At 62.3% G+C, this 25,067-nt stretch carries 23 protein-coding genes and 2 tRNA genes; 21 read left to right on the forward strand and 4 right to left on the reverse strand.

What is annotated here, in order from left to right:
- Window positions 1–19: 19 nt before the first annotated feature.
- Together fliE and G3572_RS03665 are read right to left on the reverse strand one after the other, a co-directional pair.
- Window positions 20–319 carry a flagellar hook-basal body complex protein FliE gene (gene fliE / locus G3572_RS03660; protein ID WP_164609297.1) on the reverse strand — a complete coding sequence of 100 codons (300 nt, stop codon included), beginning with the start codon at window positions 317–319 and terminating at the stop codon, window positions 20–22.
- Window positions 320–329: 10 nt separating this feature from the next.
- Complete coding sequence (locus tag G3572_RS03665) at window positions 330–1,475, reverse strand: sigma 54-interacting transcriptional regulator (RefSeq protein ID WP_164609298.1); 1,146 nt, start codon at window positions 1,473–1,475, stop codon at window positions 330–332.
- A 394-nt stretch (window positions 1,476–1,869) separates the two neighbouring features.
- Between G3572_RS03665 and G3572_RS03670 the strand changes: the two genes are divergently transcribed.
- The 9 genes from G3572_RS03670 (at window position 1,870) to G3572_RS03710 (ending at window position 12,149) form a co-directional block, all read left to right on the forward strand.
- The gene (locus G3572_RS03670) at window positions 1,870–2,175 is read left to right on the forward strand and encodes a hypothetical protein (RefSeq protein ID WP_164609299.1); all 306 of its coding nucleotides are present in this window, start codon (window positions 1,870–1,872) and stop codon (window positions 2,173–2,175) included.
- 116 nt (window positions 2,176–2,291) lie between these two features.
- Window positions 2,292–3,503: a chemotaxis protein CheA gene (locus tag G3572_RS03675; RefSeq protein WP_164609300.1), complete on the forward strand. Its 1,212-nt coding sequence runs from the start codon at window positions 2,292–2,294 to the stop codon at window positions 3,501–3,503.
- On the forward strand, window positions 3,500–4,324 hold the full coding sequence (locus tag G3572_RS03680; protein ID WP_354003980.1) for a CheR family methyltransferase: 825 nt from the start codon (window positions 3,500–3,502) through the stop codon (window positions 4,322–4,324). Before G3572_RS03675 ends, G3572_RS03680 begins: the two co-directional genes overlap by 4 nt.
- Window positions 4,321–5,409, forward strand: a complete 1,089-nt coding sequence (locus tag G3572_RS03685) for a protein-glutamate methylesterase/protein-glutamine glutaminase (RefSeq protein WP_205518453.1) — start codon at window positions 4,321–4,323, stop codon at window positions 5,407–5,409. Before G3572_RS03680 ends, G3572_RS03685 begins: the two co-directional genes overlap by 4 nt.
- Before the next feature lie 12 nt (window positions 5,410–5,421).
- A complete protein-coding gene (locus G3572_RS03690) occupies window positions 5,422–5,949 on the forward strand; it encodes a chemotaxis protein CheW (protein ID WP_240335386.1) in 528 nt (175 codons plus the stop codon).
- Window positions 5,949–6,611, forward strand: a complete 663-nt coding sequence (locus G3572_RS03695) for a ParA family protein (RefSeq protein ID WP_164609301.1) — start codon at window positions 5,949–5,951, stop codon at window positions 6,609–6,611. The genes G3572_RS03690 and G3572_RS03695 overlap by 1 nt, the downstream gene beginning before the upstream one ends.
- Before the next feature lie 152 nt (window positions 6,612–6,763).
- A complete protein-coding gene (locus G3572_RS03700; RefSeq protein ID WP_164609302.1) occupies window positions 6,764–8,539 on the forward strand; it encodes a methyl-accepting chemotaxis protein in 1,776 nt (591 codons plus the stop codon).
- Between the two features lie 57 nt (window positions 8,540–8,596).
- The gene (locus G3572_RS03705; RefSeq protein ID WP_164609303.1) at window positions 8,597–9,001 is read left to right on the forward strand and encodes a response regulator; all 405 of its coding nucleotides are present in this window, start codon (window positions 8,597–8,599) and stop codon (window positions 8,999–9,001) included.
- 49 nt (window positions 9,002–9,050) lie between these two features.
- Window positions 9,051–12,149 (forward strand): Hpt domain-containing protein, encoded by a 3,099-nt coding sequence (locus tag G3572_RS03710; protein WP_164609304.1) that lies wholly within the window; start codon window positions 9,051–9,053, stop codon window positions 12,147–12,149.
- 108 nt (window positions 12,150–12,257) lie between these two features.
- Here the strand turns inward: G3572_RS03710 and G3572_RS03715 are convergent.
- Window positions 12,258–12,347, reverse strand: a tRNA-Ser gene (locus G3572_RS03715).
- A gap of 231 nt (window positions 12,348–12,578) precedes the next feature.
- On the opposite strand from G3572_RS03715, the gene G3572_RS03720 reads away from it, so the two are divergent.
- From G3572_RS03720 to G3572_RS03750, 7 genes are read left to right on the forward strand one after another with little or no spacing between them, the layout of a single operon-like run.
- Window positions 12,579–13,466 (forward strand): SPOR domain-containing protein, encoded by an 888-nt coding sequence (locus G3572_RS03720; protein ID WP_164609305.1) that lies wholly within the window; start codon window positions 12,579–12,581, stop codon window positions 13,464–13,466.
- 15 nt (window positions 13,467–13,481) lie between these two features.
- Entirely contained in the window at window positions 13,482–14,648 is a 1,167-nt protein-coding gene (locus G3572_RS03725) for a D-alanyl-D-alanine carboxypeptidase family protein (RefSeq protein WP_164609306.1), read from the forward strand.
- Window positions 14,649–14,660: 12 nt separating this feature from the next.
- On the forward strand, window positions 14,661–15,284 hold the full coding sequence (gene tmk / locus G3572_RS03730; protein ID WP_164609307.1) for a dTMP kinase: 624 nt from the start codon (window positions 14,661–14,663) through the stop codon (window positions 15,282–15,284).
- The gene (locus G3572_RS03735; protein WP_164609308.1) at window positions 15,284–16,411 is read left to right on the forward strand and encodes a DNA polymerase III subunit delta'; all 1,128 of its coding nucleotides are present in this window, start codon (window positions 15,284–15,286) and stop codon (window positions 16,409–16,411) included. The genes tmk and G3572_RS03735 overlap by 1 nt, the downstream gene beginning before the upstream one ends.
- 7 nt (window positions 16,412–16,418) lie before the next feature.
- A complete protein-coding gene (locus tag G3572_RS03740; RefSeq protein WP_164609309.1) occupies window positions 16,419–17,231 on the forward strand; it encodes a TatD family hydrolase in 813 nt (270 codons plus the stop codon).
- Window positions 17,228–18,043, forward strand: coding sequence for an MBL fold metallo-hydrolase (locus G3572_RS03745; RefSeq protein ID WP_164609310.1), 816 nt, complete (start codon window positions 17,228–17,230; stop codon window positions 18,041–18,043). The genes G3572_RS03740 and G3572_RS03745 overlap by 4 nt, the downstream gene beginning before the upstream one ends.
- Window positions 18,040–18,978, forward strand: coding sequence for an AEC family transporter (locus tag G3572_RS03750; RefSeq protein ID WP_164609311.1), 939 nt, complete (start codon window positions 18,040–18,042; stop codon window positions 18,976–18,978). The genes G3572_RS03745 and G3572_RS03750 overlap by 4 nt, the downstream gene beginning before the upstream one ends.
- Before the next feature lie 18 nt (window positions 18,979–18,996).
- Here G3572_RS03750 and lipB read toward each other — a convergent pair whose 3' ends face one another.
- Complete coding sequence (gene lipB, locus G3572_RS03755; protein WP_164609312.1) at window positions 18,997–19,689, reverse strand: lipoyl(octanoyl) transferase LipB; 693 nt, start codon at window positions 19,687–19,689, stop codon at window positions 18,997–18,999.
- 322 nt (window positions 19,690–20,011) lie between these two features.
- Here lipB and G3572_RS03760 point away from each other — a divergent pair.
- The 5 genes from G3572_RS03760 to G3572_RS03780 all read left to right on the forward strand — a co-directional run bounded on the left by G3572_RS03760 (window position 20,012) and on the right by G3572_RS03780 (window position 25,053).
- A tRNA-Leu gene (locus G3572_RS03760) sits at window positions 20,012–20,098 on the forward strand.
- 399 nt (window positions 20,099–20,497) lie between these two features.
- A complete protein-coding gene (locus G3572_RS03765; protein ID WP_354003981.1) occupies window positions 20,498–21,598 on the forward strand; it encodes an ABC transporter ATP-binding protein in 1,101 nt (366 codons plus the stop codon).
- Between the two features lie 79 nt (window positions 21,599–21,677).
- Window positions 21,678–22,754: an ABC transporter substrate-binding protein gene (locus G3572_RS03770; protein ID WP_164609314.1), complete on the forward strand. Its 1,077-nt coding sequence runs from the start codon at window positions 21,678–21,680 to the stop codon at window positions 22,752–22,754.
- Between the two features lie 76 nt (window positions 22,755–22,830).
- A complete protein-coding gene (locus G3572_RS03775) occupies window positions 22,831–24,093 on the forward strand; it encodes an ABC transporter permease (RefSeq protein WP_164609315.1) in 1,263 nt (420 codons plus the stop codon).
- 6 nt (window positions 24,094–24,099) lie between these two features.
- Window positions 24,100–25,053, forward strand: a complete 954-nt coding sequence (locus tag G3572_RS03780; protein ID WP_164609316.1) for an ABC transporter permease — start codon at window positions 24,100–24,102, stop codon at window positions 25,051–25,053.
- The last annotated feature ends 14 nt before the right edge of the window (window positions 25,054–25,067 follow it).

Consider the following 25,067-nt stretch of genomic DNA (forward strand, 5'->3'; position numbering starts at 1 on the left):
ACCTGAAGTGCCTGCCGCGTCAGAGCGGCATGTTCATGATGTCGCGGTAGGCACCAAGCGCCTTATTCCGCACGTTCAATGTCAACTGGAACCCCAGCGAGGCTACCTGCTGGTCCACCATCACGGCGGCCAGATCCTGCTCTGCCCCCAACTCCCAAGCCCGCGCCGATTGGCTGGCCTGGGTTTGCGAGGCCTTGAGCTGATCTAGAGCGGCATCGATACGCTCGCCAAACCCTTTTGTCTGTTCAGACGCGGGCGCAGGCCGGGCGGCCTGAAGCGGAACGATGTTGAAGCCACTGCCAACAGGACCGATGGACATGGATATACCCTCAGACGGCCTCTGCAAACCGCAGGCCGCTCAGCGCGGCTGCGCCAACCGGACCGGACGCAGAGTCGATCACGATATCGTCGGGCGTGATCTGCTGCCCGTCGCACAGGACAAGCGCGCGCTGCACCACGTTTTCCAACTCGCGCACATTGCCGGGCCAGCGCTGCGCTGCCAGTAGGTCAAGCGTCTGTGCGCTGAACATCGGCAGCGGGCCTTGCGGCCAATGACGCCGCAGCAGCGAAATCGCCAAGGCCGGAATATCCTCGGCCCGCGCGGCCAAGGGGCGCGTCGTCAAGGGGAACACGTTGAGCCTGTAGTAAAGGTCTTCCCGGAACCGGCCCGCACGCACTTCTGCGGGCATATCGCGGTTCGAAGTGGCAATGATGCGGATATCGACAGGAACCTCGGTCGCGGTGCCAAGCGGCGTCACTTGCCGCTCCTGAATGACGCGCAGCAGCTTTGATTGCAGCCCCAGAGGCATTTCAGAGATTTCGTCCAGCATCAGCGTGCCGCCATCGGCAGCGCGGATCAGGCCACGATTGGCCGTTGCCGCCCCCGTGAAGGCCCCTTTTTCGTGACCGAACAGGATCGCTTCGAGCATGTTCTCGGGAATGGCCGCGCAATTGATTGCGATGAACGGCTTGTCAGCGCGGCGGCTTTCGGCGTGAACCGCGCGCGCCAGCACTTCCTTGCCGCTCCCCGTCGGGCCGTTGATGAAGACGGTCACATCCGTGCGGGCCACCCGCGCCGCAAGATCCAGCAGACCGCCCGTTACCGGATCGCAGGCAACCATCGGGCGCAGCGGCGCGGCCAGAATGTCGGCCAGCATCAAAAGACCCGCATCCGAAGTGGCTCGGCCCGAGGCGGCAGGAAGGGCGATGCGCAACAGCCGCCCGCCCAGATCGCTTGTCAGATCAAGCCGCTCCGCACCCTCTTTCACCAGCACGACCATGCGCACGCCCTGCGCCCGCGCTGCCTCGATCACCGCGCGCTCATGCGAGAGGTCCGCCACCGCCGCCACAAAGGCAGCAGCACCCTTGCCAAGCTCTGCCGCACCCCGCGTGACGCCGATCCGGCGGCGGGCAAGCAGATCGGCCAACGCATCGGCCATCGCAAAGTCGGGGGCGAGAAAATGCAGACTGGGCATGGGGCGTTCCTTTTCCAACAACTGGGATCAGTAAGGCAGGAAACGTGCCAAGTGGGCCTTCTTGCGGCTGGCAGGGCTAAAACCGGCAGATGGGGCGTCGTTTCGACCCTCGGAGGCAAAAAAACGGCGCAAATTCGGCCAATTGGCTGTCGGAACGGCGATTTTGACAGGGAAAAGCGCGCAGAGCCGATGGTTTCCCGACAGCCATAGAGCCAGCGCCCCCCGTCTTTGCGCTGTCCCCTGCCCCGCCAAGCGGATGGGCGCGGTCTGCCCTTCTGGCGCATGTCACGGCCCGCACATCCGTTTGGATGGGCGCCCCGACATTCGGAGATATCACATTCCCCGACACAGCGCCGTTTGAGACCACGATCCAGATCACAAGTGGGCGGACCCGATGCTCTCCAAAACGTACCATCTCAAGTTTCCAAGCCTCGATGCGGCCCAGATCGCCGCGCCGTTTGTTGTCGAAACCCTCGGCAACGCAATTCCCACCTGCAACCTGACGGGGCTGAATGTTGTCATCTCCAAGGAAGGGGATGTCTCGATTAATGTTTTCTTTCCAAACATCAACGACCTGAAAGGATTTGAGAAAAAGCACGGCGGTTTTCTGGATACGATGAAAAAGACTTTTCTTTTCAAATCTATGGGTTTTGACGGGGTCTGCATTTTCAACTTCGACCGGACGGAAGAAAACGCCTGACTCTGGGTTCTGGCCCAGTTCGTGCAGCACGGATGCCTGCAGAAGCGGCAGAACAACAAAGGCGGATGCCACATGAAACCGACCGAACGAAAAGACAGATCGCAAGGAGTGACGGCATGACGGCCGCAGCACCTGAAAGTACATCAGACGGCGGGTTGATGCGCGTGCCATCCGAGCGCATCGGTCGGCTGATGGACCTTGTGGCCGAACTTTCGTTGTCGGTCGCGGAAACGGTGCGCTCGCCCGATCTGGTCGGACTGGACCTGACCCATTTCGAAACCGCTGTCCATCGGCTGATGATGATCGTGCGCGAGGTGCAGGATGCCGCAACGGACATGCGGCTTGTGCCGGTGGACGAGGTCTTCAAACGCCTGCGCCGCATGGTGCGCGAATTGGAGCGCCAGACCGGCAAAAAGATCGAGATGGTGATTTCAGGGGCCGAAACCCAGATCGACAAGCTGGTGGCCGACCGGCTCTATGACCCCCTGCTTCATGTGCTGCGCAATGCGGCCGATCATGGGCTCGAATCTTCGGAGGAACGGGTTCAAAACGGAAAGCCGCAAACGGGCAGCATTTTCCTGTCAGCCTCGCAGGTCGGCAGCGAGGTCCGTATCATCGTGGCAGATGACGGGCGCGGTCTGAACCGGGCCAAGATCCTGTCCAAGGCGCGCGAGCGTGGCCTGTTCGGGATGGAGGAAGAACCCGAACCTTCCGCCCTGTGGAAGGTGATTTTCGAGCCGGGCTTCTCTACCGCAGAAAATGTGTCGAACCTGTCTGGGCGCGGCGTTGGCATGGATGTGCTCAACACCACGATGGCCGCCCTGCGCGGCCGCATCGTCGTGGACAGCACCCCGGGCCAAGGCACGCGGGTGGCGCTGCATATCCCCGTGTCCTTGGCGTTTCTGGACTGCATCATCATGCGCCTCGGCCCACGCCTCTATGCCGTGCCGATCGAGGTGGTCAGCGAGATCGCACGCCCCGGCCCCGATGATCTGCCCAAACTCTCGGCCGACGGAGGGCGCGAGTTGTTTCGCCTGCGCGGCAAAAGTGTGCCGGTGTGCCGGCTGGAGAACTTCTTTGACGGCATCAATGACCCCGCCCGCGCGCCCGACGCGCCGCCACAGGTCATCGTGGTGTTTCAGACCGCCAATGGCAATCTTGCCGTTCCGGTGGATGAAATCCTCGACCGCCAGCAGGTTGTCATGAAACCGCTTGCAGGCAGGCTCAGCCGCATCCGCGCCAGCTATGGCTGCGCCCTGCTGGGCACGGGCGAAGTAGCCATCGTGCTTGATTGCGAGCGGCTTGTCACCGGAGGAACCACGTCGTGAGCCTGCAGGTGGCCAATGAAGCCGAAAGCTACGAGGCCATCCGGTCTTGGCTGGAACAGCGCTGTGCCATTCACTACCCCGAGCACAAGCGCGACCTTTTGCGCCAGCGGCTGCAACGGGTGCAACGGGCATTCGGCCTTCCGATGCTGCATGATCTTGCCCGCAAGGTGACGCTGGAACAGACCCATGATGTGCAGTTGGCGGTGATCCATGTCGCCTCGACCAACCACACCTATTTCTACCGCGAGAAGGACGTGCTGGAGTTTTTCCGCCGCGAGGTCCTGCCCCTGCTTGCAACGCGTAACGAGATCCGGCTGTGGAGCGCCGCCTGCTCGACCGGCGACGAAGTGTATACGCTTGCGATCATGATTGCCGAGACGCTCGGCATGGATGCCCTGCGCCGGACGCATATTCTGGGAACCGACATCAGCGCACCGGTGATCGAACAGGCCGAAACAGGCGTCTATTCGGCCCGCCATCTGGAACAGGTGCCAAGTTTCATCCGTCAGAAATACATGCGGCCTGTCGGGATAGAGCAATTCCAGATCGTTCCCGAAATCCTTGCCGCCTGCACCTTCCGCCGCATGAACCTCAAGACGCCGGACCTGCCCTTCCGCAAACCCTTTCAGGCAGTGTTCTGCCGCAACGTCCTCTACTACTTCGCGGTCGAGGATCAAATCAACGTCGTGAATTCTATCGCCCGCGTCACCGAACCGGGTGGCTGGCTGTTTACCTCGGTGACCGAAAGCGTCCGTGACCTTTCCTCGCTGTGGACACCGGTCGCAAGCGGCATTTGCGTCAAGAGCAAAGGTATCGCATGACCCAGATGCACGTCATCAACTCGCCTGTCCGGGTGCTCATCATCGATGACTCCGCCATGATCCGCAAAGTGCTTGCGATGGGCCTCTCGACCAACCCGCTGATCGAGGTTGTCGGAACAGCCTCGGGTGCGGATCAGGCGTTCCAGATGATTGAGGAGCTGTCGCCAGACGTGCTGACACTCGACATCGAGATGCCGAAGATGGATGGCGTCACCTTCCTGCGCCGGCTGATGCCCGTGCGGCCGATCCCCACCGTAGTGATTTCAAGCGCCACCCAGCAGGGCGCGGCGATCACGCTTCAGGCGCTGGAAGCGGGGGCGGTGGACATCATCGCAAAGCCGACCCTTGGGACCGGCAACGGCCTGCCTGTAATCATGGCTGAAATCTGCCGCCGGGTGCAGGCGGCGGCACATGCCCGCCCGTTTGCAGGCCAACCGGTCGCGGCGCGGCTCAAGGCGCAACGGCTTTCCCGTCCGACCGCGCCATCGATCATCGCAATCGGGGCCTCGACAGGCGGGGTGCAGGCCCTGGCACAGATCCTGCAACAGATGCCGTATGACGCACCTGGAATCGTGATCGTTCAACACATGCCCGAAGGATTCACCGCCGCATTCGCCAACCGCGTGGACGCCAGCACGGCCATCCGCGTGCGTGAGGCGCGTGACGGTGATCCCATCATGCCGGGAGTCGCACTGATCGCGCCCGGAGGCGACCGACATCTGGTGATCATGGGCAAGGCGCCCTACTGGCATGTCGCGCTGATTGATGGCGAACCCGAGTGCTTTTCGCGCCCGTCGGTCAATGTGATGTTTGAATCGGCCGCGCTGCGCTGCGGGCCGAACTGCGTCGCCGCCCTGCTGACCGGAATGGGCAAGGACGGCGCTCAGGGCCTGCTTTCGCTGCACCGTGCGGGTGCGGTCACCATCGCTCAGGACGAGGCAACTTCGGTGGTCTGGGGGATGCCCGCGGCCGCCGTAGACCTTGGCGCGGCCAAACATGTCCTGCCGCTCGGGGCCATCGCGCCTGCCCTGATCGACGCTTCCAAATCCCTCGTTTCCGGCGGGCGAAACCGCTGCTCTGCATAAGGACGAACCCAAATGACGGCACAGACAAAAATCGAAGACATGAGCGCCCCTGTGATCGCCGCAATGGGCGAGGACGAAAACACGATCGCGGACATGTATCTGACCTTTGACCTCGGCGAGGAAGAATACGGCGTTTCGATTGCCGGGGTCACCGAGATCGTGGGGATGCAGCGGATCATGCCGATCCCCGACATGCCGCGTTATCTGCGCGGAGTGATCAACCTGCGCGGCAAAGTGATCCCGCTGATGGATGTGCGGCTGCGCTTCGAGATGCCCGAGCGTGACTATGACGATCGCACCGTCATCATCGTGATGGAGGTCGAGGATGCACCTGTCGGCCTGATCGTCGACGGGGTGCGCGAGGTGCGTGAAATCCCGCCTGCCCAGATCGACAGGCGCGGTCAGATCAGCCGCAGCGGCGCGCGGTCGACCATAGCGGGCATCGCACAGGTCGGCGAACGCGTGGCGGTTCTTCTTGATCCTTCGGTTCTGGTCTCCGACGGCGACATCGCCATCGCCCGAAGCGCGGAGGCTGGCTGATGCGGATACTGATCCATACCCAGAAAGGGGGCGTGGGCAAGACGACCACCGCCCTCAACCTTGCCGCGGCCTTGCTGCGCGGCGGGCATGGAAGCCGTGCCGTGCTGGTCGATCTTGATCCGCAGCAGCATCTGACCGCGATGCTGACCACCACCCCGTCCCCCGCCGGCAACGGACGCGCCCCTTTGGCAGTGGACGGTGAAAGCGGACTGTTCCTTGGCCAGAGCACTGAAGCGCAGGACGACGCCGATTGGACCTTGCTCGACACCGCGCCCAACTGGACAGAGGAGATCGCCCAGACCTGCCATGACTGCGATCTGATCCTTTGCCCGCTTGAACCCGATTTCCTCGGGCTAGCGGGGGTTGGCCGCCTGCTGGAGCGTCTGGAGACAATCGGGGTGGACCGCAGCCGCCTGCGCTTTGTGCTGACACGCTTCAACCCGCGTCTCGCCCTGCACCGCGAAGTGCGCGACCGCCTTCGCAGCCGTTTCGGTGATCTTGTCCTGCCGGTGGAAATCCGCAGTTCGGTCAAGCTGGCCGAGGCGCCCGGGATGGGCCGGACCATTTTCGCCCACGCACCCGCATCGACCGGATGCCTCGATTATCGCGCCCTTGCCGATGTGCTGGCCCGGGCGCTCCAGACTGGGAAGGACGCCGCATGAAAGCCCCCCCCCGCAAACCGCAGCGCCGCCTCGCGCTTGATCCCTTCGCCCAGCCCGGCTCGCAATCTGCGATGACCGAAACCCCCCTCCCACCTTTGACACAAACGCAAGGCGCGCCACGCCCCCCCACCGACACTGAAAGGACCCCTCCCGTGCCAGACGCATCCGCCGCCCCGCTGACCTGGAACAGCCATTCAGCGCCCGAAGCGCTGAACGTATTGTCGAACCCAGTGATGATCGCCGATCAGGACATGATCATCCGCTATGTGAACGACTCCGCTTACAAGATGTTCGAGTTGATCGAGGCGGATATCCGCAAGGATCTGCCGCACTTCAGGGCGCGCGAGGTCCTGAACAAGAGCATCGACATCTTCCACAAGAACCCTGCCTATCAGCGCCATCTTATGGAGCGGATCACCAGCCCGCACGACGGGAAGTTCACCATCGGCGGCAAATCCTTGATGTTCAAGGCAACACCGATTTTCGACAGCGCCAAGAAGCTGGCGATGATCTATGTCGAATGGCAAGACCGCACCTTCGTCATGCAGCGCCAGGATCAGATCACGCGTCTGGTCACTGAAATCAATGCAATGGCCGAAGCGCATACGAACGGTATCATCAGCCATTACATTGATACCGAAGGCTATGAGGATGACCTTCGCGTGGTTGCCGCAGGTACCAACCAGATGGTGCAGGACCACATTGCAACCAAGAAGAAGATCCTTGCCTGCATGACCGAATTTGCCAAAGGCAATTTCGACGCCGAGCTTGAAAAGTTTTCGGGCGAGCGCTTCTTCATCAATGATACGGTCGAGGCGATCCGCACCGCATTCAAGCGGGTGACGGCAGAAATGGAACGGTTCTGTGCGGGCCTGCAAGACGGCGATCTGTCGATAACCTTCAACCCTGCCGACTTCCCCGGCGACTATCGCCGGATCGTCTCGCTGATCGAAAACGCTCTGACCTCGCTCAACCGCACCATCTCTGCCGCCACCGAGCAGGTCGCCCAGGTCGCGATCACGGTCGACCAGATGTCGCAATCCAGTCAGGCACTGGCGACCAACTCGCAGATCCAGTCCTCGTCGGTTGACGAAGTGTCCGCTTCGGCCGAACAGACCAGCACGCAGGTCAAGTCGAACGCCTCGGCCGCCGACAGCGCCTCGCGTCTGGTGGCGGGCGCGACAACGGTCGCAGCCGATGGCACCAACAAGATTTCCGAGATGGTCAGCGCGATGGACGGCATCCGCGCCTCGTCGCAGGACATCGCCAAGATCATCAAGGTGATCGACGAAATCGCCTTCCAGACGAACTTGCTGGCGCTCAACGCGGCGGTCGAGGCAGCACGGGCCGGACAACACGGGCGCGGCTTTGCCGTGGTGGCCCAAGAGGTGCGCAACCTCGCAGGCCGCTCGGCCAAGGCGGCGCGCGAAACCTCTGACCTGATCGAAGACGCAGCAACCCGTGTGCAGTCCGGCGTGCGCATCGCAGGCGAAACCCGCGAGGCCTTTACCCGTATCGCACAGGACATCAAGCAGGTGCAGTCCCTGGTCAGCGACATTGCGGTTGCCAGCGACGAGCAAGCCCGCGGGGTGACCCAGATCAACGTCGCGATCGGCGAGATCGCCAAGACCGCCCTCGCCACCAGCCAGCAGGCCGACCAGCTTGCCTCCAGCTCCAGCGAGATGCAGGCCGCGACCGAAACCATGCGCAGCGAATTCAGCCGCTTCAAGCTGCGCAATGTCCAGCCCCGCGCTGCGCAGGCCATCACCCTCGACAGCCTGTCGCCTGAAATGCTGATGCAACTGCGCAGCATGTTTGAAACGCAGATGCACGGAGGCGGCAGTAACGGTGACTACCGCAAGATGGCGAACGGTGCGGCGCCCCGCCCGAATACCGACCGTGACGAACGCGGTTTCGCCAATTTTTGATGCCACTAGCGCCGCCGGGCAAATGTCCCGGCGGCCCAGAAGCCCGGAGAGAACCAAATGCCCCACAATGTGATGATCGTTGACGACGCCGCCATGATGCGGCTGTACATTTCCAGTTTCATCAAAGGTTTGCCCGATTTCAAGGTAACGGCTCAGGCCGCGAATGGCCAGGAGGCGCTCGACAAGCTGGCCAATGGGGCCGAGGTGGACCTCATCTTGCTCGACATCGAAATGCCGGTGATGGACGGGCTGGAATTCCTGCGCCACGCCAAGCTCAAGACGCGCGCAAAGATATGCATGCTGTCTTCGGTCGCGGTGTCGGGCTCGCCGCATGCGGCCAAGGCGCGCGAACTGGGCGCAGATGGCGTCGTGGCCAAGCCGTCCGGCACCGTCTCTCACGACCTGGAGGAAAAGACCGGGGATGAACTGGCCCGCACCATGCGCGCGCTGATGGCCGCCTGACGCGGCCCGCCTGCCCCAATATCCTGTTCTGCCCTTGGAAAGGTGCGAGATGTCCGACGAAATGGATGAAATCTGGTCGCTCTATGCCGATGACGGTGCGCAGGCGATGGATGCAATGGAAACGGCGCTTCTTGCACTTGAAGGGGCGCAGTCCCCGCAGGAACAGGCGCCGCATGTTGCGGCACTGTTCCGGGCTGTTCACACGTTCAAGGGCAATTCGCGCGTTCTCGGCCTTGGTGTTGTCGAAAGCCGCGCGCATATCGCCGAAGATCTCATCGGTCTGGTCCGCGACGAAGGCGTCCCGCTCGACACCGAGATCCTGACCCTGCTGCTGGAAACCGGCGACAGGCTGCGCAGCATGCTGGAGCAGACAGAAGCCACCCGCCTCGATGTCGACCCCGAAGATACCGAGGAGCTGATGGTTCGCCTGCGCGACAAGATCGCGCGCTGCAAGGGCGGTGCCGATCCGGACGGGTCCGGCCCGGCGGCACCTCCACCGACGCCCGAACCCCCGCCCGCGCCAGAACCGGAGCCGGAACCCGAACCAGAGCCGGAGCCGGAACCGGAGCCAGCGCCGACTTCCACTGCAGCAAAAGCGGCCGATCAACCGGCGCCTGCGCGGCTTGCGGATGATCCGACCTATCAGGCCATTTTCCGCGAAATGGTCGCCGACACGGTCAAGAAGGTGCAAAAGCACTTGGCCGATGGCACGCCCGAGGCAAGCCGTCGCCCGATCGCCGATCTTGACCATGCGGCCCGGCAGATGGGACTGGATGACTGGAGCGCCAGTCTGTCCGCCTATCCTGCAACGCCCGATGTGGCTGATGCTAAAGCTATCCTTGGCGAAATCGAAACGCTTATCGCGCGCTTCGGCGCCGCGCCGCAGGCAGGCCATACGCAGTCAGAGGCGCAAAGCTTCTTTGCCCTCATCGCCGATCCACTTTCGATCATCTCGCGAATTGGCGTCGGCCTTGCGGTTGGCGAAACGCCAGACAGCGAGAAACTGGCGCAGGTTTCAAATTGCGTCGCGGAAGCTGCCGAGGCCGAAGGCTATGTACGGGTCTCAGCTGCGGCGCACGACCTGACCAAAGCTTCCGACCGCGACACCTTCCGCCGCGCCGAACTGCGTCTCTATGAGGAACTGGCGGCGGTCGAGGCGATGTTGCCTACGGGCGCAATAAGTGACGGTCTTAGCCCCGCGCGGGTCTTGGCGGTCTGGAGTGCGGACCACATCTTTGACACGCTGGAACAACTCGACAAGGTTCTTGAAAACCTCAAACTGGGCAAAGACCTGCTCAGGAACCAGCGCTCGCTCGAATGGCTGGTGCGGCTGGTGCATCATGCGTGCCGCCATTACGGGCTGGATATGGCGTCACAGCTTGCCATGTCGCTGCTCGACCTGTTCGGTCGCGAGCAGGGAAAGGAACAGGCCCCCGACGCCATCCTGATGCAGATTGCGCGCGGTTTTGTCGACACGCTGGAACTGGTCTTCGATGCCCTGCGCGAAGGCGAAGCCCCCGATACGGCACGACTGGAACAGCTGTTTGCCGACGCGACCGAAGCCAGCTTCAACGGCGCGGGCGTGATGACCGCCACCGCCATCGAACGCAAGCTTGGATTGCCAAAGGAATTTCACCGGGTCCTCTCGCCCGACAGCGTGAAATCCGCTGCCGCCGCGCTGGCCGAGGGCCATCACTTCCATATCCTGCGCGCCGATGTGAACACCGATAACAATCTGGCCGAGGCGCTGTTCGCCTTTATCGGGTCGGGTGCGATCCGTGCGATCACCAACGTGACGGTGTTCCGTGGCAAGGAAACGCTGTTCGATTTCCTGATCTCGACCGCGCTCGACCTGATCGACCTCACCGAGCATATGGCGAGGCTGGACCCGGGCGGGCGCAAACTGGTGCTGATGCAAAGCCTGATGCCCGTTCAGGACGAAAGCGAAGCAAGCGCAGCCGCAGACAGCGACCTTGCCGACCGCTCGCACGAGCAGATGCCCACAAGCGATCTTTCCGCAGGAATTCTCGAGCAGATCGGCGAGATCGCGGCAGGTCAGGCGATGGTGCATGGCATGCTGAACGAACTGGCCGAGAATGACATGGTCGACTCGGTAGATGCTGTCCTGCGCCTGCATGGCCACGACCCGCGGCAGGCCCGAAATGCGCTGCGCGCCTTGGCGGATGAAACGATGACGCGTCTGCGTGATCTGGCGCAGCTTGAAACCCAGCTTGTCGGTCAGATGGCCGAGCTTCAGCAAACCACAGCCGAACTTCGTGCGCGCCCTGTCGAAACGGTTCTTCGCCCGATGGTCGCGCTGGTCGAAACGCAGTCGCGCCGCATCGGCCGTGAGGCACGGCTGTCGACCTCGGGCTCCGAGATGACACTGGACATTGCGCAGCTTGACACGCTCAAGCGGGTGCTGCGCCCGCTGGTCCTGGCGCGCCTTGCCCAAGGGGACGAGGCCCCGCGCCGCCTGCATCTTGCGGTCAACCGCAATGACGACCATCTGTCGATCACGCTCGATGATGACGGCGGCAGCGCCCCCGATACCGAAGCCCTGCGCCCCGTTGACTCCGAGGTCACCCGCGCGGGCGGCAAGATACGGCACCTGCGTCTGCCGGGCGGCGGGCGCCGCTTCCATATCACGCTGCCGATGAGCCTTGTGGTACTCGAGGGCATGGTGGTGGGCGTCGAAGGCACCCGCTACGTGCTGCCCGTGGAATCGATCAGGACGATCTTGCAGCCCGACCCGAAAACGGTGGTCCAGATCTCTGCCGAGGGCAATCAGCGCTGGCTGCGTCTTGGGCAGGACGAGGTCATCGCCATCCGCAGCCTGTCGCGCGGCACCGCAGAAGCGGCGCAGCCTGCCGACGGGTCGGGCAAGCGGGCGCAGACCCATTCGGGCAAGAGCCACGGCAATGTGCATATCGTGCTGGGCCAGGCCGGACAAAGCGTTGCCATTCCGGTCGATGACCTTGTCGGTCAGCAACTGGTGCTGCTCCGCCCCTTGCGCGGCCTGATGTCAAAGGTGCGCAACGTCACGGGCGTGGCTCTGTTATCGGGCGGCGAGGTCGGCATGGTGCTGTCCCCAAGCTCGCTATGCCGCTCACCGGATTCCCCCGAAAGCCTGAGCCGCACCGCCTGACAGCGCACACCCCGACACAGCGCGCGCGTGCCTTCCGGCGCGCGCCACAGCGTTTGCACAGGAACGTGGCGTTTGCGCCGCCGAAAGCATACGGAATGATCGGAGAGCTGGCGGAAGCGGTGGGATTCGAACCCACGGTACGGTTCCCCGCACGCTAGTTTTCAAGACTAGAGCCTTAAACCACTCGGCCACACTTCCAACTTGCCCCGATTATCGGGGCTTGGCGGTGAATTCAAGCCGCTCTGATGCCGATTGGTCAACTGTGCGTGTCGATCTGTGCCGAAAGTTCCACGCACTCTTTCCACGCGCTGCATGCAAAGGTATGATGCCGGCGAAAATCAAGCTATGCATCACTCAGGGGCCTGATCGGAACGGGTTGGCCAATGGAAAAAAGGCGCGGGACAAACCCGCGTGCATCGGGGGCAAGAAATGGCACAGGCAAAGATCAGGTCGCTTATCCTGATGACGGTCGCAAGCACGGCGCTGGCCGCGTGTGTGAATGGAGAGAACCCTTTCAAGGGCAGCGATGCGGCAGAGGGCGGGCAGACACGGGCCGCATCCACCTCGACACGGCTGGTGGACCGCGACGTGGAAGCGCCCGAAGTCTTTCAGACCAGAGACAAGGCGCTATGGGACGGACGCCCGTCGCTGGGGGGCGTCTGGGTGGCGTCACCCGATGCAAAGGACCCCGAACGGGTGATTATCCGCAACATAGCCAATGGAAAGTTCGTCATCGGTGCGTTGTTCCGGCGTGAAATCGAAAACCCCGGCCCGAAGCTGCAAATCTCGTCCGATGCTGCCGCTGCGCTGGGTATTCTGGCCGGAGCCCCTGCCGATGTCAGCGTGATCGCGCTGCGCCGTGAGGAAGAAGCCGTCGCACCTGATGCGACCAAGCCCATCCTCGACTCGTCGGAAACCGTGCAGACCCAATCGCTGGACCCGGTGGCCGGAGCAGCGGCAGCCCTTGACCGGGTCGACGCCAAGCCCGTATCGCCCACCCCTGTCGCGCCTGTGGTGAGCAGCGGTGCGGCCCCTGCCAGCCCCGCCGCAGCGAGTGCTTCGGCAGCGCCCAAGCCCGCAGCACCCGCCCCTGCCGCGACAGACACGGGCCGCACCATTCAGGTGGGCATCTTCTCGGTCGAGGCCAATGCGACCCGCGCGGTGGAAACGCTGAAGAGGGGCGGTGTTGCCGCTTCCGTCCGGCGCGAGGAAAGCCAAGGCAAGGCGCTTTGGTCGGTGACCACACGCGGCGAGGCCAGCCAGTTGACGAAGGTCAAGGGTCTTGGCTTCCCCGACGCCTATTTCCTGAAACGCTAAGCTGCCGGAGATCCGATGCGCCCCCTGTTTCCGTCCGTCTTGCGCCCCGCCCTGACCGCAATCCTGATGCTTGCCGCAAGCATGGCCCATGCCTTCGAAACGCGGGCCACGGCGGCTTGGGTCTATGATGTAAGCACTCAGACAGTGCTGATGGACAAGAACGCCGACCTGGCCCTGCCTCCGGCCAGCATGTCAAAACTGATGACCATCAACATGCTGTTTGAGGCGCTGCGTGACGGGCGCGTGACGATGGATACGACATTTCCCGTCTCTGCCCGTGCGGCCGCGATGGGCGGATCGACCATGTTCTTGCAGGAATCCGATCGCCCCACGGTGAACGAGTTGATTCACGGCATGATCGTAAATTCGGGCAATGATGCCTGCGTTGCGGTTGCCGAAGGGCTTGCAGGCACCGAAGAAGCCTTTGCCGAACAGATGACGCAGCGCGCCCGCGCCCTCGGGATGCAAAGCTCTGTGTTCAAGAACTCCTCTGGCTGGCCGGCCATGGGACATGTGATGTCGATGCGCGACCTTGGCATATTGTCCAAGCGGCTGATCCTCGATTTTCCCGAGTATTATCCGATCTTTGCCGAGACGACCTTCGACTACAAGGGACGCGCGCCTGCCAATGCCAACAACCGCAACCCGTTGCTGGCATTGGGCGTGGGGGCGGACGGGCTCAAGACAGGGCATACGTCCGAGGCGGGATATGGCCTTGCCGGTTCGGCGGCGCAGGGCAACCGGCGTGTGATCTTTGTGATCACCGGTCTGGCAAGCGAGCGCGAGCGCGCCGAAGAGGCAGAGCGCATCGTTTCATGGGCCTTCCGGCAGTTTGCAGAGAAAACGCTGCTGAAAGCAGGGGAGCGCGTGACGGAGGCCCCCGTGTGGATGGGCGCAGCCGATACGGTCGGCCTGGTGCCGGCTGCCGATGTGCGGCTGCTGGTTCCGGCCTTGGTGCAAGAACTGGCAACGGCCGAGGTGGTCTACACCGGCCCTCTGCGTGCGCCACTGACCGCTGGAACCGAGGTTGCGGAAATGGTCATCCACATTCCCGACCTGCCCGATGCCCGGGTGCCTTTGGTCGTGGAAAAAGACGTGGCGCGCGGCGGTTTTGGCAAACGCCTGCTGACAGCAGTCGAGTCCTTGCGGGCGCGCTATATCGATAAGGCACCTGCCTCTTGAGAGGCGGGGCAGATGGCAGGTCTTTTCATCAGTTTTGAAGGCATAGACGGGTCGGGAAAGTCGACGCAGGCCCGTCTGCTTGCCGAAGCCTTGCGTGCCTTGGGGCATGATGTGACCCTGACGCGGGAACCCGGCGGCAGCCCGGGCGCGGAGGAAATCCGCCGCCTTGTGCTGGAGGGGGCCGCAGACCGCTGGTCGGCGGAAACCGAAATCCTGTTGTTCACGGCGGCGCGGCGCGATCATGTGGAAAAGACCATTCGCCCCGCCCTCGCCCGTGGCGATGTCGTCATCAGTGACCGTTTCGCCGACAGCACGCGCATATTTCAAGGCATCACCCGCGGCGATCTGAGCGCAACCGTCGACACCTTGCACGACCTGATGATCGGGCTGGAGCCAGATCTGACCCTGCTGTTCGATCTGGACCCTGCCGAGGGCCTCGCGCGCGCGACCGCCCGCGCAGGGGCGGAGATGCGCTTCGAGGATATGGGTCTTGCCTTCCAGACCCGCGCGCGCTCCGGTTTTCTGGCACTGGCGGAGCGGCACAGCCGCTTTCGGGTCATCGACGGCGCACGCGCACCCCAGGTTGTTGCAGCCGATACCCTTGCACTGGCTACCGCCGCGCTTGGGGGCCATTGATGGCCGCCGCCGATCTGCCAGAGCCCGACCGTATCGAAGGGGCGCCGCATCCGCGCGAAACGCTCAGGCTTTTCGGCCATTACGCGGCAGAGAGTGCTTTTCTGAACGCCTATGTCACGGGCCGCTTGCATCATGCCTGGCTGATCACCGGACCGAAGGGGGTTGGAAAAGCCACATTGGCGTGGCGCATCGCGCGGTTTTTGCTGGCAACACCGGATGATGATAGCGGCATGTTTGCCCCGCCCCCGCCCGAAACGATGGACATTCCGGCCGATGCGCCCGTCGCCCGCCGCATGATGCAACTGGCCGAGCCACGGCTTTTCCTGCTGCGCCGCGGGGCGAATGACAAGGAAACCGCCCTATCCGCCGATATCCGGGTGGATGAGGTGCGCAAGATGAAGTCCTTTTTTGCCCTGTCTGCCGCCGATGGCGGGCGGCGGGTGGCGATCATCGATGCGGCGGATGATCTGAACACGGGGGCAGCCAATGCCTTGCTGAAACTGCTCGAAGAGCCACCTGCCGATGTGATTTTTCTTGTCATCGCGCATCAGCCGCATCGGCTGCTTCCCACCATCCGGTCACGTTGCCGCGAGTTGCGGCTGACCGCCCTGCACCCCGAGCCGCTGGCGCGGGCGCTGGAGCAGGCGGGCGGAGCGGTCGACCCCGACGATGTGCTGGCGCTGGGAGAGCTGGCAAGTGGCTCTGTGGGCGAGGCGTTTCGGCTGACAAATCTTGACGGGCTCAAGACCTATGCGGGCCTGATCCAGCTTTTTGCCACCCTGCCCCGTCTGGACCGCAACCGCGCGCTGGCCTTGGCGGAGAGCGGCGCGGGCAAAGGTGCCGAGGAACGCTTTGATCTGGTCGTAACGCTGCTCGATCTCTTTCTGGCGCGGCTGGCGCGGGCGGGAACCTTGCGGCAACTGCCCCCCGAGGCTGCGCGCGGCGAAGGCGAGCTTTTCGCGCGGCTGGCACCCACGGAACTTGCCGCGCGCGCGTGGGCAGACCTTGCCCAAAGCCTGTCGCTGCGGGCAAGGCGGGGCAAGGCTGTCAACCTTGACCCTGCCGCGCTTCTGATGGATAGCTTGCTGAAAATTGACGATACGGCGGGTCAGCTCGCCCAGAAATGAGCATTTCATGCCTGCCCGCGCCCTGCCCGAACTTGTCGACAGTCACTGTCATCTCGATTTCCCCGATTTCGAGGGCGAGATAGCCGACATCATTGCGCGCGCCCATCAGGCTGGCGTGACCCGCATGGTGACGATCTGCACAAGGCTGCGCAACGAACCGCAAGTCCGGGCGATTGCCGAAAGCCATGCTTCGGTGTTTTACGCGGCAGGCACCCATCCGATGAGCGCGGCGCAGGAACCCTTGGTCACCGTCGACCAGCTTGTTGCTTTGGCGCGGCACCCGAAGTTCGTCGGCATCGGGGAAACCGGGCTTGACTATCACTACACAGCCGACAGCAAGGATGTGCAGCAGCAAAGCCTGCGCACGCACATCGTTGCCGCGCAGGAAACCGGATTGCCGCTTATCATCCACGCGCGCGGTGCAGATGAAGACGTGGCCGCAATCCTGACCGAAGCCTATCGCGAGAGGCCCTATTCTTGCGTGATGCACTGCTTTTCCAGCGGCGAGGCGCTGGCCAAGTCCATGATCGAGCTTGGCTTTTATCTGTCTATGTCGGGAATCGCAGCCTTTCCCCGCTCGCAAGAACTGCGCGATATCTTTGCCGCCTGTCCGCTGGACCGTATCTTGCTGGAAACCGATAGCCCCTATCTGGCGCCGCCGCCACGCCGCGGACGACGCAATGAACCAGCCTACACCGCCTATACCGCCAAGGCAGGTGCCGCGGTCTTCGGCCTGTCCGAGGCCGAGTTTGCGGCCCAGACGACCGCGAACTTCGACCGTCTGTTCACCCGCGCCCGCCTTCCGGTCGCCGCACCATGACAGACCTGCTGCGCTTTACCATCCTTGGCTGCGGATCGTCTGGCGGGGTGCCACGGCTGGGGCTTGAAGAGCCCGATTGGGGCGCGTGCGATCCGGCCAATCCGATGAACCGCCGCACGCGCTGCTCGCTGCTGGTCGAGCGCATTGGCGCAGACGGGACAACCCGCGTTCTTATCGACACGTCGCCCGACATGCACCGCCAACTCCTCGCAGCGCGGGTGGGGGCGCTTGATGCGGTGGTGTTCACCCATGCCCATGCCGACCATACCCACGGCATCGATGACCTGCGCCAAGTGGTTTACAACATCCAGCGCCGTCTGCCCGTCTGGGCCGATGGCCCGACGCAAGAGGCGCTGATCGCCCGCTTTGGCTATGCGTTCGTGCAGCCCAAGGGCAGCCCCTATCCGCCGATCCTTGATTTGAACACGATTACGGATGACACCGCCTTCACCATCCAGGGGGATGGCGGAAATATCACGCTGACCCCGTTCCTGTGCGAACATGGCAGCATCGACGCCCAGGGCTTTCGCATCGGAAATCTGGCCTATCTACCCGATGCGGTCGCCATTCCCGAGCCGCATTGGCGCCTGTTGTCGGGATTGGAGGTCTGGGTGGTGGATGCCCTGCGCCGTAAGCCCCACCCCACCCACGCGCATCTGGACATGACACTGGAGTGGATCGCACGCGCAAATCCCGGCCGGGCGATCCTGACCAACATGCACAATGATCTTGACCATGCGGCACTTCTGGCTGAATTGCCGCCCCATATCCGCCCCGCCCATGATGGTATGGTGATCGAGATCGCGGCATGACCGCGCTTTTGGATGTCATCATGCCGGTCTTTCTGGTGATCGGCTTCGGCTATGCCGCCGCGCGCTTCGGACTATTTTCAGATTCGGCAGTGGACGGTGTGATGCGCTTTGCGCAGAACTTCGCCCTGCCCTGTCTGCTCTTTCGCTCTATCGCCACGCTGGATTTGTCGGGGGCCTATGATAGCGGGCTGCTGTTGTCTTTTTACGGAGGGGCATTCAGCGGCTTTGCACTGTGTTTTCTGGGCGCGCGCTATCTGTTCAACCGCCCCCTGACAGATTCTGTGGCCATCGGCTTTGCAGGGCTGTTCTCGAACACTCTCTTGCTGGGCCTGCCCATCACTGAACGCGCCTACGGGCCAGAGGCACTTCAGGGCAATTTCGCGATCATCTCGATTCACTCGCCCATGCTCTATGCCTTTGGTATCAGCCTGATGGAATGGGCGCGAACACGGGGTCAGGGCCTGTCCCCCTCTGCACTGACACGTCAGGTGGTTCAGGCGATCTTTTCACAGCCCTTGGTGATCGGCATTGCGATCGGCTTTGTGGTCAACCTGTCGGGTCTGCCCCTTCCGGGTGCTTTCTGGTCTGGGATCGACCTGATGAGCCGCGCTGCCATTCCGGCCGCGCTGTTCGGTCTTGGCGGCGTTTTGTTCCGCTATCGACCGGAGGGGGACAAGGCAACCATCGCGATGATATGCGCGGCATCCCTGATCGTGCATCCGGGGGTGACATGGATTCTGGGCGTAAAGGTCTTTGGCCTTGGCACCGATGCCCTGCGCTCGGCCGTGGTGACTGCCGCAATGGCCCCCGGGGTCAATGCCTACCTCTTCGCCCATCTTTACGGGGTGGCAAAGCGCGTGAATGCGTCGGCAGTGCTGATCGCAACGGCCTTGTCGATCACAAGCACTTGGATGTGGCTGGCAATCCTGCCTTAGACCGCACCGATCTGCGTGTCAGGTGGCGCAGTTCGGCGGATTGACGCCATCGGGCCGCAAACCGCCTTCGGGAAAAAACCGCTCGAAAGTCGTTTGAAGTGCGAGATCGAGATCGTTCATGGTGACGGGCAGACCGAGGTCTACCAGACTGGTCACGCCATGATCGCGAATGCCGCAAGGCACGATGCCGGAGAAATGTGACAGGTCCGGCTCGACATTGATCGAGATGCCATGAAAGCTGACCCAGCGCCGTAGCTTGACACCGATAGCCGCGATCTTGTCTTCGGCGGGCTGTCCGTCCGGGCCGCTGCGCTCGGGGCGCTGCACCCAGACTCCAACGCGGCCCGGACGGATTTCGCCCGTCACGTTGAACTCGGCCAAAGCAGCGATCACCCAGTTTTCCAAGGCCCGCACGAAGCAGCGCACATCGCGCCCGCGCGCGCCCACATCAAGCATGACATAGACAACCCGCTGCCCCGGTCCGTGATAGGTGTATTGCCCGCCTCGCCCCACATCATGGACGGGAAAGCGGTCCGGATCGGTCAGATCTTCGCTGCGCGCGCTGGTGCCGGCCGTGTAGAGCGGCGGATGCTCCAGAAGCCAGATCGCCTCGCGCGCCTCGCCGCGGGCAATCGCCTCTGCTCGCGCCTCCATTGCGGCAAGGGTCTCGGCATACGGCGCAAGGCCGGGAAGAAACTGCCAGTCGGGCATGACACGCCTTTGATTGCATTTGCACAGGCCAACTGGCCCCAACCCGATGCGGGCCACCGCCATTTGGCCGAAGACCGGCAGAAATTCAACCCCGCCGCCCCTTACGACCGATTTCGCGTAAGGAGCGCCTTCACAAAGGCCGCAACAAAAACTCCAAAATTTACAATTATAACAAACAGTTAAATATCAGTCTTCACCCAGTTTTCCGGTTCTCTGCACGGCCTTCAGACGCATCCTCCCTAGATAAAGCGTAAAGGAGCGCAAAATCCCCCTTTCCTTCGCCGCGCGGCTTCGCTAAAAGCCCGCCATCCAGGCTGTGTCTGCGGATGTGGCGGAATTGGTAGACGCGCAGCGTTGAGGTCGCTGTTCCTTAACCGGAGTGAAAGTTCGAGTCTTTTCATCCGCACCACAGCCTGGATTGACCTTCAAAAAGGCGCCCCGAAACGGGCGCCTTTTGGGTTTCTTCCCCCTTGAACCTTCCGCGGGCGGAACCGTTGTTCTGCAGAGTGTCAGGCTTTCGCCTTTCGACATCCTTGCAAAGGCGTGCATACGGAACGACAGGTGACGCTGCGTCACCCCTACAGCCAGACGAGGCGGCCAGAGCAGCGCAGCCAGAGGCAAATCGACCGCAAAACGCATGCGAAGTGCCGCAACTGGCGGCGAAAGCGGCGCAATATGACCGATTTTCCTGCATTGCGCATGCGAAGCCTGAAATCACGACAAGCCGGTTGCAATGTCGAACCGCTTTGGCTTTAGTCAATATAACAAGTGCAGAAAATCTGCCGGACCACATGGGGAGAACAGCGCGGTGAGCGAAAGCCACACGGACGCCTTTGTTGCCTTCGACCGGGTGCAAAAAAGCTATGACGGCGCAAGCCTGGTCGTCAAAGACCTCAACCTGAACATCGGCAAGGGCGAGTTTCTGACGATGCTCGGGCCTTCAGGATCGGGGAAAACGACCTGTCTGATGATGCTGGCGGGGTTCGAAACCGCCACGAATGGCGAAATCCGGCTGGATGGGACCAACATCAACATGGTGCCGCCGCACAAGCGCGGAATCGGCATGGTGTTTCAGAATTACGCGCTGTTTCCGCATATGACAGTGGGCGAGAACCTGTCTTTTCCGCTCGAGGTGCGCGGCATGGACAAATCCACCCGCGAGGCCAAGATCAAGCGCGCGCTTGATATGGTCCAGATGGGGGCTTTTGCGAACCGTCGCCCGGCGCAGCTTTCGGGTGGCCAGCAACAGCGTATCGCCTTGGCCCGCGCCTTGGTGTTCGATCCCAAACTCGTGCTGATGGACGAGCCGCTTGGCGCGCTCGACAAGCAATTGCGCGAACACATGCAGTTCGAGATCAAGCACCTGCACGAAAGCCTTGGAATCACGGTGGTTTACGTCACGCATGATCAGGGAGAGGCCCTGACGATGAGCGACAGGATCGCCGTGTTCAATGATGGGCGCATCCAGCAGCTGGCGCCCCCTGCCGATCTGTATGAGCGCCCCGACAACAGCTTTGTCGCGGGGTTCATCGGCGAGAACAACAAGCTTCCCGGAACGATCGAAGACCTGTCTGGCGACAAGGCGCTGGTTCGCCTCGCAACAGGGGAATTGATCGACGCAACCCCGGTGAACGTGACCCAAAAGGGCCAGAAGACCCTTGTCTCGATCCGTCCCGAACGGGTGGAGTTCAAGCCTGAAATGATGCCCGCCGGGGCGCATGTCATCGGTGCCGAGGTGCTGGAAGTCATCTACATGGGCGACATCCTGCGGGCGCGCCTGCGGGTGGCGGGCTCAGATGACTTTGTGATGAAGATGCGCAACACGCTTGGCCAGACCCGTCTGACGCCGGGCGATCAGCTGAAGGTTGGCTGGCACCCGCAAGATGCGCGCGCGCTCGACCCGATCTGACCCGATCCCCAAGCATTTGGGGTCATGCCGCATGCTGCGGCCACTAAACGACCATAAAAAACAACATGGGAGACTACGCATGAAGAAGATTCTGATCCTGTCCACTGCCCTCACGGGTCTTGGCTTCGCCGCCTCTGCACAAGAGATTGCGGTGATGTCCTGGGGTGGGGCCTATGCGACCAGCCAGATCGAGGCCTATCACAAACCGTTCACTGCCTCGACCGGGATCAAGGTCATCAACGTGGACGCCGACAACCCTGCTGCACCGATCAAGGCACAGGTCGAAGCGGGCAACGTCTCGATCGATGTCGTCGATCTGGAATATGCCGATGCCGTGCGTCTGTGCGACGAGGGCCTGCTCGAAGTGCTGGACCCGGCAATCCTGAGCCCGGCCGCCGATGGCACCGCCGCCATGGATGACTTCCTGCCGGGTGCTGTGACCGATTGCTTTGTCGCAACCATCGTGTTCTCGACGCTTTACGCCTATGACGAGAGCAAGTTCCCGTCCGATCCGCCGACCACCATCGCGGACTTCTTTGACACCGCCAAGTATCCGGGCAAGCGCGGCATGCGCAAGGGCGCCAAGGTGAACCTCGAGATGGCGCTGATGGCCGATGGCGTGCCGGCGGACGAGGTTTACAGTGTCCTCGAGACGCCGGAAGGTGTGGACCGCGCCTTTGCCAAGCTTGGGACCATCAAGAATGACATGATCTGGTGGGAAGCGGGCGCGCAGCCTCCGCAACTGCTGGCAGATGGCGAAGTGGTGATGACCACGGGCTACAACGGACGTTTCTTTGCCGCTGCGGTCACCGAAGGCAAACCGTTCAAGCAGGTGTTTGACGGTCAGGTCTATGAATATGACGGTTATGCGATCCCCAAGGGTGCTCCCAATCTGGATGCGGCCAAGCAATTCCTGACCTTTGCCACGACCACGCAAGCCCTCGCCGATCAGGCCAAGTGGATCGCTTATGGCCCTGCGCGTCAGTCCTCTGGCCCGCTGGTTGGTGTGTTCATGGACGGCAAGACCGAGATGGGCCCCTACATGCCGACCGCAGCCGAAAACCTGACGAATGCCCTCCCCTCGTCTTACGAGTTCTGGGTCGACCGTGACACCGAACTGAACGAGCGTTTCAACGCCTGGTTGGCATCGAACTGATCTGACAACGGGGCGGCGGGCAACCGCCGCCCCAGTTGCTTGCCTGCAACTTGGCCGGATCGAAAGGGTTTTTCCGATGGCTGATATTTCTGCACCGGCTGGAGGTCTGTTGACCACCAGCGATGGCCGCCCATTGAAATCAGCGCTTGCTACAGCACAGCGGCGCGCCAAGCGAAGGGCTTTCCTGCTGGTCTTGCCGCTGCTGGCGTTTATCGTGATCACCTTCATCCTGCCCATAGGGCAGTTGATGCATCAGGCCATCTACAACGACGGGTTTTCCGCAAACATGCCGCGCACCACAGCATGGTTTGCCGAAACCCCGCCCGGCACCCCGCCGGATGAGGCGGCGTGGGAAGCGCTTGCACATGACCTGAGAGACGCCGCTGCCGCCCGGACGGTGGGCGTTGTCGGCACCCGTGTGAACTACGAAATGTCTGGCACGCGCTCGCTCTTCACCTCGACCGCACGCGGTGCCGCCCGTTTCGAGCCGCCCTATCGTGAGGCGCTGATCGCCTCCGATCCCAAATGGGATGACCCTGTCCTGTGGGGCACCATGCGGCAGGTCTCGGACGCCTACAGCGCCAACTTCTTTCTGGCCGCGCTCGACATGACCCGCGATGTAAACGGCAAGATCGTGCCAATGCCGGAAGATCGGCAGATCTACGTCAGCCTCTTCGTCAAGACCTTCCTGCTCGCAGGACTGATAACCTTTACCTGCTTCTTGCTGGGCTTTCCGATCGCGCATCTTCTGGCGACGCTGCCGATGAAGTGGTCCAACCTGCTGATGATCCTCGTGCTGCTTCCGTTCTGGACCTCTTTGCTGGTGCGCACGACCAGCTGGATGGTGCTGCTGCAAACCCAGGGCGTCGTGAACAACAGCCTCGTCGCGCTCGGTATTATCGGCGAGGATGGCCGCATCCAGATGATCTATAACCAGATGGGTACGATCATTGCGATGACGCATATCCTGCTGCCGTTCATGATCTTGCCGCTCTACTCGGTAATGCGGCCCATTCCGCCTTCGTATGTGCGCGCAGCGCGCAGCCTCGGGGCGACAAGCTGGACCGCATTCCGCCGGGTCTATCTGCCGCAAACCCTGCCCGGTGTGGGTGCCGGGTCGCTGCTCGTCTTCATTCTGGCGGTGGGCTATTACATCACGCCAGCGCTGGTCGGCGGGGCAAGCGGGCAGCTGATTTCAAACCTGATCGCGTTTCACATGCAAAACAGTCTGAACTGGTCGCTCGCCTCGGCGCTGGCCGCGCTTCTGCTGGCTGCGGTGCTGGTTCTCTACTGGATCTACGACCGGCTGGTCGGCATTGATAACCTGAAGCTGGGGTAAGCCAACATGTCTCTTCCTGTCTACGCCTCCCCGCTGGAACGCGTCTGGCACTACACCAGACTGGTGATCTGCGCGCTGATCTTCCTGTTCCTCATCGCGCCGATCCTTATCGTGATTCCGCTCTCCTTCAATGCCGAGCCTTACTTCACCTTTACCGAAAAGATGCTGGCCTTTGACCCGTCAGGCTACAGCCTGCGCTGGTATGATCTGCTGCTGACGCAACCCGCCATCCCGACCGATGTGCCGCGCGATGCCGCGTGGTGGGCGCAGGTCTGGAATGAAAGCGCGTGGGTCCGGGCGGCGAAGAACTCGGTCATCATCGGCTTTTTCTCGACCATCGTGGCGACGGTGCTGGGCACCATTGCCGCGCTTGGCCTATCGCGTCCCGAAATGCCGAACCGTCGCCTGATCATGGCGATCCTGATCTCGCCGATGATCGTTCCGATCATCATCACTGCAACCGGTCTGTTCTTCTTCTACTCCAGCCCCTGCGCCCTGATCAGCTGGACCGGGCTTTCGCAGTATTGTGGTCGGCTTACCGGCAGCTATGTGGGGGTTGTGCTGGCGCATGCCACGCTTGGCATTCCCTTTGTGATCATCACCGTGACCGCCACGCTGATCGGCTTTGACCAATCGCTGAACCGCGCGGCGGCCAGCCTTGGCGCGCCGCCCGCCACCACCTTTTTCAAGGTGACAATGCCTCTGATCCTGCCAGGCGTGATCTCGGGCGCGCTTTTCGCTTTCGTCACATCGTTCGACGAAGTGGTCGTGGTGCTTTTCGTCGCCGCACATGACCAGCAAACGATCCCGCGCCAGATGTGGAACGGCATTCGCGAACAGATCAGCCCGGCGATCCTGTCGGTGGCAACGATTTTGGTGGTGATTTCCATCGCCATGCTGGCGACATTGGAAGTCCTGCGGCGCCGGTCCGAGCGGATGCGCGGCGTGACACCGCACTAACCGCTTACGGCGCG

The sequence above is a fragment of the Pseudotabrizicola algicola genome (genome assembly GCF_010915705.1).
Taxonomy (GTDB): domain Bacteria; phylum Pseudomonadota; class Alphaproteobacteria; order Rhodobacterales; family Rhodobacteraceae; genus Pseudotabrizicola; species Pseudotabrizicola algicola.

Coding starts and splice junctions, on each gene's coding strand:
- fliE (WP_164609297.1), bottom strand. CDS start 319: ATGTCCATCGGTCCTGTTGGCAGTGGCTTCAACATCGTTCCGCTTCAG.
- G3572_RS03665 (WP_164609298.1), bottom strand. CDS start 1,475: ATGCCCAGTCTGCATTTTCTCGCCCCCGACTTTGCGATGGCCGATGCG.
- G3572_RS03670 (WP_164609299.1), top strand. CDS start 1,870: ATGCTCTCCAAAACGTACCATCTCAAGTTTCCAAGCCTCGATGCGGCC.
- G3572_RS03675 (WP_164609300.1), top strand. CDS start 2,292: ATGACGGCCGCAGCACCTGAAAGTACATCAGACGGCGGGTTGATGCGC.
- G3572_RS03685 (WP_205518453.1), top strand. CDS start 4,321: ATGACCCAGATGCACGTCATCAACTCGCCTGTCCGGGTGCTCATCATC.
- G3572_RS03690 (WP_240335386.1), top strand. CDS start 5,422: ATGACGGCACAGACAAAAATCGAAGACATGAGCGCCCCTGTGATCGCC.
- G3572_RS03695 (WP_164609301.1), top strand. CDS start 5,949: ATGCGGATACTGATCCATACCCAGAAAGGGGGCGTGGGCAAGACGACC.
- G3572_RS03705 (WP_164609303.1), top strand. CDS start 8,597: ATGCCCCACAATGTGATGATCGTTGACGACGCCGCCATGATGCGGCTG.
- G3572_RS03710 (WP_164609304.1), top strand. CDS start 9,051: ATGTCCGACGAAATGGATGAAATCTGGTCGCTCTATGCCGATGACGGT.
- G3572_RS03720 (WP_164609305.1), top strand. CDS start 12,579: ATGGCACAGGCAAAGATCAGGTCGCTTATCCTGATGACGGTCGCAAGC.
- G3572_RS03725 (WP_164609306.1), top strand. CDS start 13,482: ATGCGCCCCCTGTTTCCGTCCGTCTTGCGCCCCGCCCTGACCGCAATC.
- tmk (WP_164609307.1), top strand. CDS start 14,661: ATGGCAGGTCTTTTCATCAGTTTTGAAGGCATAGACGGGTCGGGAAAG.
- G3572_RS03735 (WP_164609308.1), top strand. CDS start 15,284: ATGGCCGCCGCCGATCTGCCAGAGCCCGACCGTATCGAAGGGGCGCCG.
- G3572_RS03740 (WP_164609309.1), top strand. CDS start 16,419: ATGCCTGCCCGCGCCCTGCCCGAACTTGTCGACAGTCACTGTCATCTC.
- G3572_RS03745 (WP_164609310.1), top strand. CDS start 17,228: ATGACAGACCTGCTGCGCTTTACCATCCTTGGCTGCGGATCGTCTGGC.
- G3572_RS03750 (WP_164609311.1), top strand. CDS start 18,040: ATGACCGCGCTTTTGGATGTCATCATGCCGGTCTTTCTGGTGATCGGC.
- lipB (WP_164609312.1), bottom strand. CDS start 19,689: ATGCCCGACTGGCAGTTTCTTCCCGGCCTTGCGCCGTATGCCGAGACC.
- G3572_RS03770 (WP_164609314.1), top strand. CDS start 21,678: ATGAAGAAGATTCTGATCCTGTCCACTGCCCTCACGGGTCTTGGCTTC.
- G3572_RS03775 (WP_164609315.1), top strand. CDS start 22,831: ATGGCTGATATTTCTGCACCGGCTGGAGGTCTGTTGACCACCAGCGAT.
- G3572_RS03780 (WP_164609316.1), top strand. CDS start 24,100: ATGTCTCTTCCTGTCTACGCCTCCCCGCTGGAACGCGTCTGGCACTAC.